Origin of the sequence: Streptomyces rapamycinicus NRRL 5491 (genome assembly GCF_024298965.1) — a bacterium.
Classification (GTDB): Bacteria; Actinomycetota; Actinomycetes; order Streptomycetales; family Streptomycetaceae; genus Streptomyces; species Streptomyces rapamycinicus.
Genome location: NZ_CP085193.1, coordinates 3,222,763 through 3,236,046 on the forward strand (window position 1 = coordinate 3,222,763; position 13,284 = coordinate 3,236,046).

General features: G+C 72.1%; 12 protein-coding genes. 6 read left to right on the forward strand and 6 right to left on the reverse strand.

Annotation, left to right across the window (positions count from 1 at the left end):
• Positions 1-13 precede the first annotated feature (13 nt).
• Positions 14-1,378, forward strand: coding sequence for a cryptochrome/photolyase family protein (locus LIV37_RS12915; RefSeq protein ID WP_020867560.1), 1,365 nt, complete (start codon positions 14-16; stop codon positions 1,376-1,378).
• Between the two features lie 167 nt (positions 1,379-1,545).
• On the opposite strand, the gene LIV37_RS12920 is transcribed toward LIV37_RS12915, so the two are convergent.
• The gene (locus LIV37_RS12920; RefSeq protein WP_020867561.1) at positions 1,546-1,857 is read right to left on the reverse strand and encodes a 4a-hydroxytetrahydrobiopterin dehydratase; all 312 of its coding nucleotides are present in this window, start codon (positions 1,855-1,857) and stop codon (positions 1,546-1,548) included.
• Positions 1,858-1,937: 80 nt separating this feature from the next.
• Here LIV37_RS12920 and LIV37_RS12925 point away from each other — a divergent pair, with 80 nt between their 5' ends.
• Positions 1,938-2,741 carry a helix-turn-helix domain-containing protein gene (locus LIV37_RS12925; RefSeq protein WP_121825530.1) on the forward strand — a complete coding sequence of 268 codons (804 nt, stop codon included), beginning with the start codon at positions 1,938-1,940 and terminating at the stop codon, positions 2,739-2,741.
• 9 nt (positions 2,742-2,750) lie between these two features.
• Here the strand turns inward: LIV37_RS12925 and LIV37_RS12930 are convergent, their stop codons facing one another.
• Both LIV37_RS12930 and proP read right to left on the reverse strand, forming a co-directional pair.
• On the reverse strand, positions 2,751-3,122 hold the full coding sequence (locus tag LIV37_RS12930; protein ID WP_020867563.1) for a nuclear transport factor 2 family protein: 372 nt from the start codon (positions 3,120-3,122) through the stop codon (positions 2,751-2,753).
• Between the two features lie 138 nt (positions 3,123-3,260).
• Positions 3,261-4,724, reverse strand: a complete 1,464-nt coding sequence (gene proP / locus LIV37_RS12935) for a glycine betaine/L-proline transporter ProP (protein ID WP_020867564.1) — start codon at positions 4,722-4,724, stop codon at positions 3,261-3,263.
• A 252-nt stretch (positions 4,725-4,976) separates the two neighbouring features.
• Here proP and LIV37_RS12940 point away from each other — a divergent pair, with 252 nt between their 5' ends.
• The 3 genes from LIV37_RS12940 to LIV37_RS12950 are packed head-to-tail and all read left to right on the forward strand — an operon-like array spanning position 4,977 to position 7,331.
• Positions 4,977-5,843, forward strand: a complete 867-nt coding sequence (locus tag LIV37_RS12940) for an isocitrate lyase/PEP mutase family protein (protein ID WP_020867565.1) — start codon at positions 4,977-4,979, stop codon at positions 5,841-5,843.
• Positions 5,844-5,857: 14 nt separating this feature from the next.
• Complete coding sequence (locus LIV37_RS12945) at positions 5,858-6,292, forward strand: hypothetical protein (protein WP_020867566.1); 435 nt, start codon at positions 5,858-5,860, stop codon at positions 6,290-6,292.
• Position 6,293: 1 nt separating this feature from the next.
• Complete coding sequence (locus tag LIV37_RS12950) at positions 6,294-7,331, forward strand: bile acid:sodium symporter family protein (RefSeq protein ID WP_167525887.1); 1,038 nt, start codon at positions 6,294-6,296, stop codon at positions 7,329-7,331.
• A gap of 19 nt (positions 7,332-7,350) precedes the next feature.
• Here the strand turns inward: LIV37_RS12950 and LIV37_RS12955 are convergent, their stop codons facing one another.
• From LIV37_RS12955 to LIV37_RS12965, 3 genes are all read right to left on the reverse strand, one after another.
• A complete protein-coding gene (locus tag LIV37_RS12955; protein ID WP_020867568.1) occupies positions 7,351-8,457 on the reverse strand; it encodes a PP2C family protein-serine/threonine phosphatase in 1,107 nt (368 codons plus the stop codon).
• Between the two features lie 35 nt (positions 8,458-8,492).
• Positions 8,493-10,787 (reverse strand): phage holin family protein, encoded by a 2,295-nt coding sequence (locus LIV37_RS12960; RefSeq protein WP_020867569.1) that lies wholly within the window; start codon positions 10,785-10,787, stop codon positions 8,493-8,495.
• A 185-nt stretch (positions 10,788-10,972) separates the two neighbouring features.
• Positions 10,973-12,151, reverse strand: coding sequence for a methyltransferase domain-containing protein (locus LIV37_RS12965; RefSeq protein ID WP_020867570.1), 1,179 nt, complete (start codon positions 12,149-12,151; stop codon positions 10,973-10,975).
• Between the two features lie 261 nt (positions 12,152-12,412).
• Between LIV37_RS12965 and LIV37_RS12970 the strand changes: the two genes are divergently transcribed.
• Positions 12,413-13,126, forward strand: a complete 714-nt coding sequence (locus LIV37_RS12970; RefSeq protein WP_121825528.1) for an AAA family ATPase — start codon at positions 12,413-12,415, stop codon at positions 13,124-13,126.
• The last annotated feature ends 158 nt before the right edge of the window (positions 13,127-13,284 follow it).

The following is a 13,284-nucleotide window of genomic DNA, read 5'->3' on the forward strand; positions in this document are numbered from 1 at the left end:
GTAAGGGAGAGGAATGAGCACGTCCCTCTCCGTCTTCACCTCCGATCTGCGGCTGTCCGACAACCCCGTGCTGCGCGGCGCGCTGTGCTCCGCCGAGCGGATCGTGCCGCTGTTCGTCGTGGACCGTGGCCTGGCCGGGACGGGGTTCGCGGTCCCCAACCGGGTGGCGTTCCTCGCGGACGCGCTGACCGATCTCGACGCGGGGCTGCGCGAGCGCGGCGGGCGGCTGGTGGTCCGCCGGGGGGAGGCGGTGGCGGAGATCCTGCGGGCGGCGCGGCAGGCGGACGCGGACGAGGTGCACATCGCGGGCGGGGTGAGCGGCTACGCCGCCCGCCGCGAGCGGCGGCTGCGCGGGGCGCTGGAGGCGGACGGGCGGCGGCTGCGGGTGCACGGCGCGGTGGTGACGGCGGTGGAGCCGGGCGAGGTGGCCCCGGCGGGCAAGGACCACTTCGCGGTCTTCACCCCGTACTTCCGCGCCTGGCGGCGGGCCGGGCAGCCGAAGCCGCTCACCGCGCCGCGCACGGTGGGCGTGGAGTCCGGGCTGCGCTCGGAGCCGGTGGCGGCGGTCACCTCGCTCGCCCCGGGCAGCCCCTCCCCCGGACTGCCCGAGGGCGGGGAGACGGCGGGCCGCCGCCGGATGCGCTCCTGGTGGCGGTCGGGCTTGGGGAGTTACGCCGACCGGCAGGACGATCTGGCGGGCGACGCCACCTCCCGGCTCTCCCCGTATCTGCACTTCGGCTGTCTGTCCCCGGTGGAGCTGGTGCACCGGGCGCGGGAGGCGGGCGGCGCGGGCGCCGACGCCTTCGTACGGCAGCTGGCCTGGCGGGACTTCCACCACCAGGTGCTGGCCGCCCGGCCGGACGCCTCGTACGCCGACTACCGCCCGCGGGGCGACCGGTGGCGCGAGGACGCGGCGGAGGTCGCGGCCTGGAAGGCGGGGCGCACCGGCTATCCGCTGGTGGACGCGGGGATGCGACAGCTGCGCCACGAGGGCTGGATGCACAACCGGGCGCGGCTGCTGGTGGCGAGCTTCCTCACCAAGACGCTCTACCAGGACTGGCGGATCGGCGCCCGGCACTTCCTGGAGCTGCTGGTGGACGGGGATGTGGCCAACAACCAGCTGAACTGGCAGTGGGCGGCGGGCACCGGCACCGACACCCGCCCCAACCGGGTCCTCAATCCGCTGGCGCAGGCCCGGCGGTTCGACCCGGACGGCGCGTATGTGCGGCGCTGGGTGCCGGAGCTGGCCGGGGTGACCGGCTCCGGCGTCCATACGCCCTGGCGGCTGCCGGAGGCCGAGCGGGACCGGCTGGACTACCCGGACCCGATCGTGGACCTCCAGGAGGGGCTGGCCCGCTTCCGGCGCGCCCGGGGATGACCTCGGGACCGTCGGCCGGTCTACGGCGTGTCCGACGGACCACGCGGCGGAGCCGCATATCGACGCTTTCCCCTCCCCGCCCCTTCCCGACACCTGCCGATATGCGGCTCCGCCGCGTGGGGGGCTCCGCCCCAGACCCCGGGGTCCAAGATCCGCCGGACGCCCCCCTAGTCGGCGCGGGCGCCGTGCTGCGGGGCGATCTCCTCGATCCGCCCGGCGAGCTCGAAGTCGAGCGCGGTCACCTTGCCGCCGACGCTGTGGGTGTTCACGGTGACGCCCACCTTGTTGTAGCCGAGGGTGAGGTCGGAGTGGTGGTCGAGCTCCTCTTGGATGGTGGCGATCTCCGCCACCAGCCCGGCCGCCTGCGGATGGCCCTTGAAGACATACGTCCGCGAGAGTTGGTCGTCCGCGAACGACCAGCCGGGAAGCTGCTCCAGACGTCCCTGGATCTCCTGGTCGGTGAGCGGCTCGACTGCCATGACACATCCCTTCGTCGCGGGTGACCGGTGGCCCTTCCACCCTGCCATGGGCACCGTCCGGTGTCGGCTACCTTCGGGTCATGACGACTGCCGCGCCGCCCCGGGTGGGCACACTGCTGCGCGAGTGGCGGGACCGCCGCCGGATCAGCCAGCTGGAGCTCGCGCTGCGCGCCGACTCCTCGGCCCGCCACATCAGCTTCATCGAGACCGGCCGGTCGCGGCCCAGCCAGGAGATGGTGCTCCGGCTCGCCGACCACCTCGACGTCCCCGTCCGTGAGCGCAACGCCCTGCTGATCGCCGCCGGCTACGCCCCGCACTATCCGGAGCGGTCGGTGGACGACCCGTCGATGAGCGCCCTGCGCGACTCCCTGGAGCGGCTGCTGACCGGCTATGAGCCGTATCCGGCGCTGGTGGTGGACGGCACCTATGAGGTGCTGGCGGCCAACCGGGGCATCGCGGCGCTCCTGGAGGGGGTGGCGGAGCATCTGCTGCGGCCCCCGCTGAACGCGATGCGCCTCACCCTCCACCCCGAGGGGCTCGCCCCGCGCATCCGCAACCTCCGCGAATGGCGTGGCCATCTGCTGGACCAGATGGACCGGCAGCTGGCGCTGATGCGCTCCTCGCCGCTGCGTGCGCTGTACGACGAGGTGGCGGCCTATCCGCTGTCCGAGACCGGCGGCCGGGAGACCGCGACCGCCGGTGACACCCCGCCCTTCGCGCTGCCGATGATGATCGAGCACGGCGGGCGGGTGCTGTCGTTCATCTCGACGATCGCGACCTTCAACACCCCCATGGACGTCACGGTCTCCGAGCTGGCCATCGAGACCTTCCTCCCGGCCGACCCGGAGACCGCCGCCGCCCTGGGCCGGTTCGGCCGGCCGTAGGGACGCGGTTCAGCCGGTCGTGGGGACCCGGTCCAGGAAGCCGAGGACGGAGCGGATCCGGCCGTCCTCGGCCAGGGTGATCACATCGGTCGCGGCGACCGGGGCGGAGCCGTCGGCCGTGGAGACCAGCTCCCAGGTGAAGCGGGCCATGTCGTGGTGGCCGTCCACGGCGCCGGTGAGCCGGAACTCATGGCCGGGGAACTGCTCCCGGGCCCCGGCGATGACGGCGGCCAGCTGCTCATGGCCGCGCACCTCCGCCAGCGGGTCGGTGTAGCCGCCGTCCTCGGTCCAGGCGGCGGCCACGGCCTTGGCGATGGCCTCGGGGCCGGTGGCGTTCCACGCCTCGAAGTAGCGGGCGACGGCGGTGTCGTACTGCGTCATCTGGTCACTCCTCCATGAAATCCCCTGGTGGGAACGGATCCCGGACCGGAGGGCGCCGGCCCGGAACCCGACGCCTCAACCCTGCCGCCGCCGTGCGCGGGGGTCGATTACCGCCGAGGTAATGGAGGCCGGGGTGGTTCAGGACCGCTGGGACTCCACGAGCGCGATGGCCTCCTCCTTGGTGGCCACCGCGGGCGGCGAGCCCTCCAGCGGCTTGCGCGCCGTCTCCTTCATCACGGCGGCGGCGATGATGCCGACGACCGCCGCGAGCATCGTGTAGTAGGCGGGCATCAGATCGTCCCCGGTGCCGCTGATCAGGCCCTCGGTCACCAGCGGCGTGGTGCCGCCGAAGAGCGAGACGGAGATGTTGAAGGCGATGGAGAGCGAGCCGTAGCGCACGTTCGTCGGGAAGAGCGCGGGGAGCGAGGCGGACATCACGCTCACATACGGCAGCAGACACAGCCCCAGGAGCAGCAGCCCGGCGAAGACCGGGACGATCCCGCCCTGCTTGATGAGCAGGAAGGAGGGCACGGCGAGCACCAGGAAGCCGACCGAACCGGCCATCAGCACGGGCTTGCGGCCGACGCGGTCGGAGAACCGGCCGACGAAGGTGATGGCCGCCATCAGCACCAGCATCACGATGATGATCGAGACCAGGGCGCTGGTGCTGCTGTAGTGGAGGGTGTCCGACAGATACGTCGGCATGTAGGACAGCAGCATGTAGTCGGTGATGTTGTACGCGGCGACCAACGCGATGCACAGCGCCATCGCACGCCACTGGGTGCGGAACACCTGCCAGAACGGCAGGCTTTCGCGCTCGGACGCGTTGGTGGAGCCCTCGTCCGCCAGCTTCTGGAACGCGGGGGTGTCATCCAGCTTCAGCCGCAGGTACAGACCGACCAGCCCGATCGGCGCGGCGACCAGGAACGGAATGCGCCAGCCCCAGGAATCCATCGAGGAGTCGGCGAGCGTCACGGTCAGGATGGTCACCAGTCCGGCCGCCGAGGTGTAGCCGATCAGCGTGCCGAACTCCAGAAAGCTGCCGTAGTAGCCACGGCGCTTGTCGGGCGCGTATTCGGCGATGAAGGTCGAGGCACCGCCGTATTCCCCGCCGGTGGAGAAACCCTGGAGCATACGGAACAGGATGAGCAGCGCGGGCGACCAGAAGCCGATGGCGGCATAGCCGGGGATGAGTCCGATGGCGAGCGTGCTGGACGCCATCATGATCATGGTGAAGGACAGCACCTTCTTACGGCCGATCCGGTCACCCAGCGGCCCGAAGAACAAACCTCCCACCGGACGGACCAGAAAGGCCACCGCGAAAGTCGCCAGGGAGGAGAGCACCTGGGCCGTGCCATTGCCGGACGGGAAGAAAACTTTGCCGATGGTGACCGCGAGATAGCTGTAGATCCCGAAGTCGAACCATTCCATGGCGTTTCCCAGCGCGGCGGCCTTCACCGCTTTCCGGACGGTCCTCTCCTCGGTGACCGTGATGTCGCTCCGACGCAGCGGAGGGTTCTTGCGTCGCTGGACGGCACGCCAGAGCAGGCGGTGCCGGGAGGGCGCGGACGCGGAGGCTTCGACATCGGATTGGACAGGCACAAGCAACTCTTTTCAGTGGACAGGCTTGTTGCGCATACCCGACGATCGCCGTGGCATGCCCGGCGTGTCGCAGACCACCCATGACGAGGCCCCGCAGCGCTCAAGGAACGTTCGACCCCGGCCCGAGCAGGGCCGGGCATCTTCAGGGAACCCGGCGGTTGCTTTACCGATTCTTGGCCTTCGCCAGACCTATCCGCGCAATCGCACAACCCGTCACACAGCGCCGAAAGGCGCCGAACTCAAGGGGACATCATGCTCTACGGCAATGCCCTCCGAAAGTCCGTCAGTTCCTCCCCCACCACTCCCCTCATCGGCATCTACGACATGTACTCGGCGTCCATCGCCGCACAGCACTACAACGGCTTCTTCGTATCCGGATTCGGGTTCGCCGCCTCGCATTACGGGCTTCCCGATATCGGCTTCATCGCCTGGCCCGACATGCTCGCCTTCGTGGAGCGGCTGCGGCTGGCCTTCCCCGCACACCATCTGCTCGTGGACATCGACGACGGCTATGTGGACCCCGAGGTCGCCTGCCATGTGGTGCAGCGGCTGGAGCGCACCGGGGCCTCCGGGGTGATCCTGGAGGACCAGCGGCGCCCGCGCCGCTGCGGCCACGCCGACGGCAAGCTGATCCTGCCGCTCGAGGAGTACCTCGAGAAGCTCCAGCTGGTGCTGAGCAGCAGGACGGACCTGGTGGTGGTGGCGCGTACGGACGCCACCGAGGAGTCCGAGATCCTGCGGCGGGCGGCCGCGCTGGCGGAGACCGACGCGGATGTCGTCCTCGTCGACGGGGTGCGCAGTGTGGAGTGGATCCGCAAGGTCCGTAAGGTCATCGGCGACAAGCCCCTGCTGTTCAATCAGATCGCGGGCGGGAAGTCGCCGCGGCTCTCGCTGTCCGAGCTGTCCGAACTCGGGGTGGATGTCGCCATCTACAGCACTCCGTGCCTGTTCGCCGCCCACGGCGCGATCGACGGGGCGCTGAGCGACCTCAAGACGGCGGACGGGCGGCTGCCGGACACCCGGGAGACCGGGGCCATCGGGGTCAAGGGCGCCACCGAGCTACTGGAGCGGAACATCAGCAGGCACCACGGGGACCGTCAGCCCGCCAGGGTCGGATGACGAGGGTCACGCACATGCCCTCGGCCTTCCTCGGCCCCGGCCCCGGCCGGCGCCGTAAGCCCCGCAAGGACATCCTCGCGATCCGTCCGTCCGCGGCGATGCTCCTCCTCGCGGCCACCGCGAGCGTGCTGTGCGCGGGCCCCGCGGCCCCCGCCAAGGCGACACCGCCGCCCGTGGGCACCCCGCACGACGAGGACAGCGAACCGGAGGAGGCCGCACCCTCCTCCGACCAGCACAACGGCCTCGTGGTCATCGACAACTCCGGCGCCGACTCCTGGCTGGAGGTCGACCGCACCCTCAACGCCCTGTTGCTGAGCCGTGGCACGGCGGGCAGCGACCACGACGGGGGCGGCGGCGCCATCGATGTCGTGGCACGCGGCATCCCCGGTGCGGATCGGGTGCTGCCGCAGATCGGCCACCCGCCGTGGCAGGCCGGAGGCGGTGATTGATATGAGGTGGAGGTCCTGGCCGCTGTCGTGGCCGGGCCGGCTCGGGAGGGCGGTGGACCCCTATGTCGCCGCCCTCCTCGGGACGGTCGCGCTGGCGGCGCTGCTGCCCGCGAGCGGGGCGGCGGCCACGGCCGTCGGCGATGCCGCGGACATCGCGATCGGGCTGCTCTTCTTCCTCTACGGTTCGCGGCTCTCCACCCGCGAGGCGCTGAACGGGCTGCGGCAGTGGCGGCTGCACCTGGTGGTGGGCGCGAGCACCTTCGTGCTCTTCCCGCTGCTGGGGCTGGCCGCGCGCGGCCTCGCCCCGTTCCTCCTCACCGACCAGCTCTACACCGGTCTGCTCTTCCTGTGTGTGGTGCCCTCGACCGTCCAGTCCTCGGTCGCCCTCACCTCCACCGCCCGGGGCAACGTCCCGGCCGCGATCTGCGCGGGGACGTACTCCAGCCTGCTCGGCATGATCGTCACCCCGCTGCTCGCGGCGTGGCTGATCGGCTCGGACGTCCGCTTCTCGGCCGATGGGCTGCTGGCCATCGCCACCCAGCTGCTGCTCCCCTTCCTCGCCGGGCAGGCGCTGCGCCGCTGGACCGCGCCGTTCATCGGGCGTCACAAGAAGGTGCTCGCCCTGCTGGACCGGGGCTCGATCCTGCTCGTGGTCTACACGGCGTTCAGCCGGGGCATGACGGAGGGCGTCTGGAACCAGATCACCCCGGCCCGGCTGTTCGCGCTGCTGGGTCTGGCCGCGGCCGTGCTGGGGCTGGCCCTCAGCACGACGTCGTTCGCCGCGCGGCGGCTGGGCTTCCGCCGGGAGGACCGCGTCACCATCGTCTTCTGCGGCTCCAACAAGTCCCTGGCCACGGGGTTGCCCATGGCCGCGGTGCTGTTCGGGGACGCGGCCGGGCCGGTGATCCTGCCGCTGATGCTCTTCCACCAGTTGCAGCTGATGGTGTGCGCGATCATCGCGGGCCGGTGGTCCCGGCGGGCGCCGGAGACCGTCTCGGCCCAGGGGGAGCGTGTCCAGATCTCGGAGGTGAGGGGGTAGACCGGAAGAGGGCGGCGGCTCAGGCGCAGCGGGCGATCACCACGATGGCGGCGTCGTCGTTGACGACCCCGCCGGTGTGCCGGAGCAGATCGGCGTGGAGATGGTCCACCAGCGACTGCGGGTCGCCGCCCCTCCAGACCGCGAGCCGTTCCCGGAGCGGATAGAAGGCGCCGCTCTCGTTCCGGGCCTCGACGACGCCGTCGGTGTGCAGCACCAGAAGGTCGCCGTGCTGGAAGCGGAACGTCTCGACCTGGTAGTCCCGTTCCTTCGGCACCTCCAGGCCCAGCGGCACCGCGGGCTCGCCCACGTCCAGCGTCGCGATCTCGCCCCTGTGCAGCAGCAGTGGTGGGGGGTGACCGCAGTTCACCATCCCGGCCACCGGGCCGTCGTCGTGGACGTCCAGCACCACGGCGGTCACAAAGGACTCCAGGTAATTCCGCTCGTCATCGGCGATATGGTGCCAGTTCCAGCACATGGCGCTGCCCATGTGGACGGCGATGCCCGGCAGTGAGAGATTGCGGTAGGCGGAGCCCCGGAAGGCCCCGATCAGCACGGCGGCGTCACCGATCGCGGCCAGCCCTTTTCCCCGTACGTCCCCGATGACCAGCCGGGTCGCCCTCTCGGTGCGGACGGCCGCGTACAGGTCACCGCCGATCTGTGCCTCCTCATCGGCCGCGAGATACAGCGAGGCGATCCTCAGCTCCCCGATTCGTTCGGGCAGCGGCCGCAGCAGGACCTCCTGCGCGGCCACGGCCACTGAGCGCACCTGACTCAGCCGGCGCCGGTGCCGGTCAGTGGCGTAGCGGAAGCTCGTCACCAGCCCCGAGATCACGATCAGGGCGATGATCTGCGCCTGGTGGTTGGCGGTCATCAGACCGCCGTGGAACGCACCGATGATGATCTGAGCCCCCACGGCGAGGGCTCCGACGACAGCGGTTCCGCCCGCGCCCGCGAAGGACGCGGTGATCGCGGGTGCCGCGATCAGGAAGGGGCCGAGGTGGACGGTGGGCGGCGTAGTGAGATCGGTCAGCGTGACCGCCAGGATGATCGCGAGCGGGACGACGAACAGCGCCCTGCTCGACCGCGTTTCCCCACCGATGCGGGTGAGGTCGGGCGAAACGCGCATACTTCCTGCTTACACCCGATACGGGCGCGGTGCGTTCACACGGTGCTGTCGGCTGTGACGGCGGGGGCGCCGTCACACCGGGAATCCCGCACGGTGCGCGCGGCATCGGGCGCCGTGGTCGGCTGCGGCTCGACGGGCGCCTCGGCCTCCGCCGGGGCCTGCGCCGCCGACGCCTCCGGGGCGGCCGGGGCCTCCGCCGCCGCGACCTCCACAGGGGCGGTCGCCGCCTCCTCCTCCGGCACCTGGGGCCCGTCCGCCTCCTCCAGCCAGCGCCGCAGCACCTGGTGCACCCGCTCGGCCCCGACCAGTTCCTCCCCCGCCGCCACCGGCGGGGTCAGCCCGGCCGGCCACAGCAGAAAGGGGTGCCCCTGCTCCCCGCCGAGCCCGCCGTGCGAGCCGATCTGCTCCTCGAAGGCGTGCACCGTGCCGCGCACCGGGTCGTAGGCGGAGTTGACCATGATGTCGGGGGTGTTCCGGAAGTGCGCGGTGCGCCGTACGGCGCTCTCGGCGCCGGGCCCGAAGACCGTGAGCGGGCTCGTCCCGAAGACCTCCCCGGTGTCCAGCCGGTGCTCGGCCCCGTCCGCACCCAGCACCACCGCGCCGTGCGCCTCGGACCGTACGAGCACGAAGCCCACGCCTGGGTGGTCGGCGAGCGTGCGCAGCAGCGCGGGGTGGCGGGCCTCGATCTGCTCACGGCTCGTCCGCCCCGGTACGTCGGGGAAGGAGATCAGGCCGAGATTCCCGGAGGCGAGCACGATGGGATCGGAGACGGCGGTGTCATGAGCACTGACGACACCGGCGGGGGCCTCCGGCCCGCCGCACCATCCGTCCCCGTCCACCCCGGGCTTCTCCGGCCGGCGCAGCGCCGCCCGCCCCGCCTCGCGCGCCTCCGCCCCGCTCGGGGTCCGCCCGGCCCGCCGCGAGACGGGCAGACCGCAACCGGCCCGCACCAGGTCCTCCAGCCTCAGCCCGTACGCCCCCGCGAAGGTCTCGCCGGGGCTCTGCCCGTGGTCGGACAGCAGCACGATGCGGTAGTCGCGCGGGGCGTGCTCGGCGACCTTGGCGATCAGCGCGATGGAGCGGTCGAGCCGGGCGAGCACCTGCCGGGCGTCCCGGCTGCGCGGCCCCGAGTGGTGGGCCACCTCGTCGTACGCCACGAGGTCGGCGTAGATCGCGGTACGGCCGGAGAGGATGTCCCCCATCACCGCCGTCACCACGACGTCCCGCTCCACGACGGTGGCGAACGCCCGGATGAACGGATACAGCCCGCCCCGCTTCACCCGGGGCGCCTCGCGGCGCAGCTTGGCGCGGGTGGACTGGCAGATCTCCCGGACCACCTCGGCGAGGAACGACCCGGCGGTGCGGGTGGCGTTGGCGGGGTCGGCGAAGTACGCGAAGTAGCCGGAGCGGGAGCGGTTGTGCTTACCGCGCCGCGCCGCGACCGAGAGGACCAGGGCCAGCTGATCGGCGCCGCCGGTGAAGAGGTTGCCCCGGCTGGCCCCGTCCACCGTGAGGAGTCCGTCGTGTCTCGCCCGGGCGGCGGCGCGGCGCTGGAGCACCGCCGCGCTGGTCGGCCGGTTGCTCACCATCACCTCCCCGGTCTTCTTCTCGTACCAGCGGAAGGCGGGCACGTCCTCGTTGGAGCCGTGCAGGATACCGAGTTGGCTGGCGCCGGTCTGGCTGGACCAGTCGGTGCGCCAGGGGGTGACCTTGTGGGTGCTCTGGAGCCAGCCCGCGACGGTGGGCATCACCGGTGGCCGGTTCTCGCGCTCCCGCAGCGCCTCCCGGAGCACCGCGTGCCCCACCCCGTCGAGTTGCAGGAACACCGTCCCCGGGGGCTCGTCGCTCCCCCCGTCCTCGCCGAGCCGCCGCCTGCGCCGCACGGCCAGCCGCGCCAGCCGCCGCCGGTAGGCGCCGTCGTCCCGCACGGTCAGGAAGGTGCTCGTGGCCGACGACGCGGCGGACATCACGGCCGCCACCACGACGGCGGTCTCCGGCTCGGCGGCGCCGCGCCCGTCCGGGTTCACGCTGAGGGCGATCAGCAGCATCGAGCCGTTGAGCACGAACACCAGGAGCCCCAGCACCAGCGCCGGCATCAGCAGCAACGCCCGTACGAGCAGCGGCCACACCAGCGCGCTGAGCACACCGAAGGCCCCGGCGCCACTGGCGGCCGTGACGGCGATCTGCGTCGCGCTGTCACCGTCACCTGACTTCAGGCGAAAGTCGGGGAGGATCCCGGCGAGCGCCAGCATCGTGAGCGTGGACACCGCCCACACCGCCGCCACCCGCAGCAGGGTTCCCCCCACGGTCTTCCATCGGGGCTTCTGCACGCCGCGCCCTCACTTCGCATCACCGGCCCGCACCATGCGCGCGAACCGGCCTCAAGCGTGGCACAGCGCCCCCGCGACCCGGCGGACGGCGGGTTACCGGGACGGATCGATTCCGCTTACGGCAGCCCATCAGCCCGCCAGGAGCGCGAAGCGCTCGGCGCTACGGGGGCCGGGAACCGGCCGGGCTACGGGGACCAGGAGTCGGCCGGATCGTCCAGCCAAACCCGCTGTCCGGCGGGGCCGGGCCCGACCGTCAGGCCGAAGCGGGTGTGGTCCGGCCTGCCATGGCCGACCCACCACCCGTACGCGGCCTCGACCTCGTCCCACAGCCGACGCACCCCCGCCTGCCAGACCCGCGCCTCCGCCTTCCCCTCGCGGAACACGACGCACGCCCAGGAAAGGTCGGTCAGCCCGTAGAGCCACACGGGCCGGGTGCCCTCGTGCGGGGCGGCCACGACCTGGACGCAATGCCGTACCCGGAGCCCCAGCGCGAAGGGGAGGGCGGAGTACGGCGGGGCGAGGAACTCCCCCTCGGGGACCCCGGTGGTGGACGCATCGGCGCCACCGCCCTCGTCCGTGACGTAACGGTCGTGCGGCGGCAGTGACAGCCGCTGGGCGCGCAGCTTCATGAACTCCACGGGCCCGGTGAAACGCCCCGACGCCGTCCCGTCCCGGCGCACCACCAGCCGGGCCACGGCGTCCGCGTGGGTGTAATGCGTGCCCCAGGGGACGACGATCAGGCCCCCGGGCCGCGTCTGCTCGATCCACGCCCCGGGGATCTCCCGGAGCCCGACGGTGGCCAGGACCCGGTCATACGGCGCGTTGCCCGCGCAGCCCTTCGCACCGTCACCGAGCACGACGTGCGGGTGCAGCCCGGCCGTGTCCAGCCGTGCGCCCGCGTGGCGCGAGACGGAAGGATCCACCTCAACCGTGGTGACCTTACGGCCGCCACAGCGATGCGCCAGCGCCCCGGCGGTCTCACCCGTGCCGGTGCCCACGTCGAGCACGGCCATGCCCTCGTCCACGGCCAGGTCCCGCAGCAAGGCGTAGACGACGGAGGGCATGGAGGAGGAACTGGTCGGCACCCGCCCCGGCCCGGGGCCGGTGTGCTCGCCGTCGTCCCACTGCGTCACGATGGGCGCATCGCTGTCGGCGGCGGCGAACCAGGCGTCCGCGTCCTCGGCCCTGTCGACGGCGACGGCCTCCTGTGCCCGCGTGTCGAACGGCCACATCAGCTCCGGCAGAAACGCGGCCCGGTCAACAGCGGCGAAGGTCGGCGCCCAGTCCTCCGCCATCACCCCCGCGCCGAGAAGCACCCGCCCCAACGCGGCCCGGCCGGGCCGGGCGATGCCCTCGAACGTCATGCGACCTTGGGCGGGTTCGGCACCCCGGGCCCACCGTCGGGCGTCGGCGGCGGATGCGGCCCGGGGTAGGGCTGACCAGGCAGCTTGTCACCGTTCCCGCCATCGTTTCGGACCCGGATGATCCTCGGCATCGACGCTCTCCCCTCCGCCAGCCGAGCGGCCCCACTCCGCTCGGGCCCCGCCTCCATCAGCATAGGGCGAGCCACTGGAAAGGCGCTTGAGCCCAGCCTCGGACCCACGGCCCCGTGAGAGACTCGGGCGATGATTATCGAACGTGCGTACGCACACATTGGCCCGGGGTCGCGTGAGGAGAAGGGGTGGCCCTGGTCCGTGCCGTGTGTGCGGGGGTTGCTGGCGGACGGGCTGCGGTTCACCGCACCCGTGACGTTTCTCGTCGGGGAGAACGGGTCGGGCAAGTCGACGCTGGTCGAGGGCCTCGCGGAGGGGTTCGGGCTGGACTCGTACGGCGGCTCGCACGATTGGCGTTACGCCAGCCACCGGCCCAAGTCGGCGCTGGGTGAGCGGATCCGCTTCGACGCGGCGCCGCGCGGGCGGCGGATGCTGGGCAGTTGGGCGGCGCGCAAGGGGTTCTTCCTGCGCGCCGAGACCGCGTTGGACGCGCTGGACCGGGAGGGTTTCGCCCCGCATTCGGTCAGCCACGGCGAGGGGTTTCTCGCGGCGTTCCGGGACAAGTTCCTCCAGCCCGGGCTGTACGTCATGGACGAGCCCGAGGCGGCGCTCTCCTTCGCCTCCTGCCTTGAACTCGTCGGCCATTTGGATGAGTTGGTGAAGAACGGCGGGCAGGTCATCTGCGCTACGCATTCGCCCCTGCTGACCGCGCTGCCCGGTGCGGACATCGTCGAGGTCGGCGAGCACGGGATGCGGCGGGTGGCCTGGAGCGAGTTGGCCCTGGTCGACCACTGGCGCCGGTATCTCGCGGATCCGCGGAGCTATCTGCGGCATGTCCTGGAGTGAGCGTCGGGGCCCTTTGTCGCTTGTCGTTGGTTGTCTGCGGCGCCGTTTCGCGCCTTCGGCGCATTTGAGCATGGGGGCGGCCGGTGGGGGGCGCGGGCCGCGTCGCCGGCCGCCGGGCCGGTGGGAGGTCGGGCCCGGTGGCGGCTTCCGCGGTCGGG

Coding starts and splice junctions, on each gene's coding strand:
- LIV37_RS12915 (WP_020867560.1), top strand. CDS start 14: ATGAGCACGTCCCTCTCCGTCTTCACCTCCGATCTGCGGCTGTCCGAC.
- LIV37_RS12920 (WP_020867561.1), bottom strand. CDS start 1,857: ATGGCAGTCGAGCCGCTCACCGACCAGGAGATCCAGGGACGTCTGGAG.
- LIV37_RS12925 (WP_121825530.1), top strand. CDS start 1,938: ATGACGACTGCCGCGCCGCCCCGGGTGGGCACACTGCTGCGCGAGTGG.
- LIV37_RS12930 (WP_020867563.1), bottom strand. CDS start 3,122: ATGACGCAGTACGACACCGCCGTCGCCCGCTACTTCGAGGCGTGGAAC.
- LIV37_RS12940 (WP_020867565.1), top strand. CDS start 4,977: ATGCTCTACGGCAATGCCCTCCGAAAGTCCGTCAGTTCCTCCCCCACC.
- LIV37_RS12945 (WP_020867566.1), top strand. CDS start 5,858: ATGCCCTCGGCCTTCCTCGGCCCCGGCCCCGGCCGGCGCCGTAAGCCC.
- LIV37_RS12950 (WP_167525887.1), top strand. CDS start 6,294: ATGAGGTGGAGGTCCTGGCCGCTGTCGTGGCCGGGCCGGCTCGGGAGG.
- LIV37_RS12955 (WP_020867568.1), bottom strand. CDS start 8,457: ATGCGCGTTTCGCCCGACCTCACCCGCATCGGTGGGGAAACGCGGTCG.
- LIV37_RS12965 (WP_020867570.1), bottom strand. CDS start 12,151: ATGACGTTCGAGGGCATCGCCCGGCCCGGCCGGGCCGCGTTGGGGCGG.
- LIV37_RS12970 (WP_121825528.1), top strand. CDS start 12,413: ATGATTATCGAACGTGCGTACGCACACATTGGCCCGGGGTCGCGTGAG.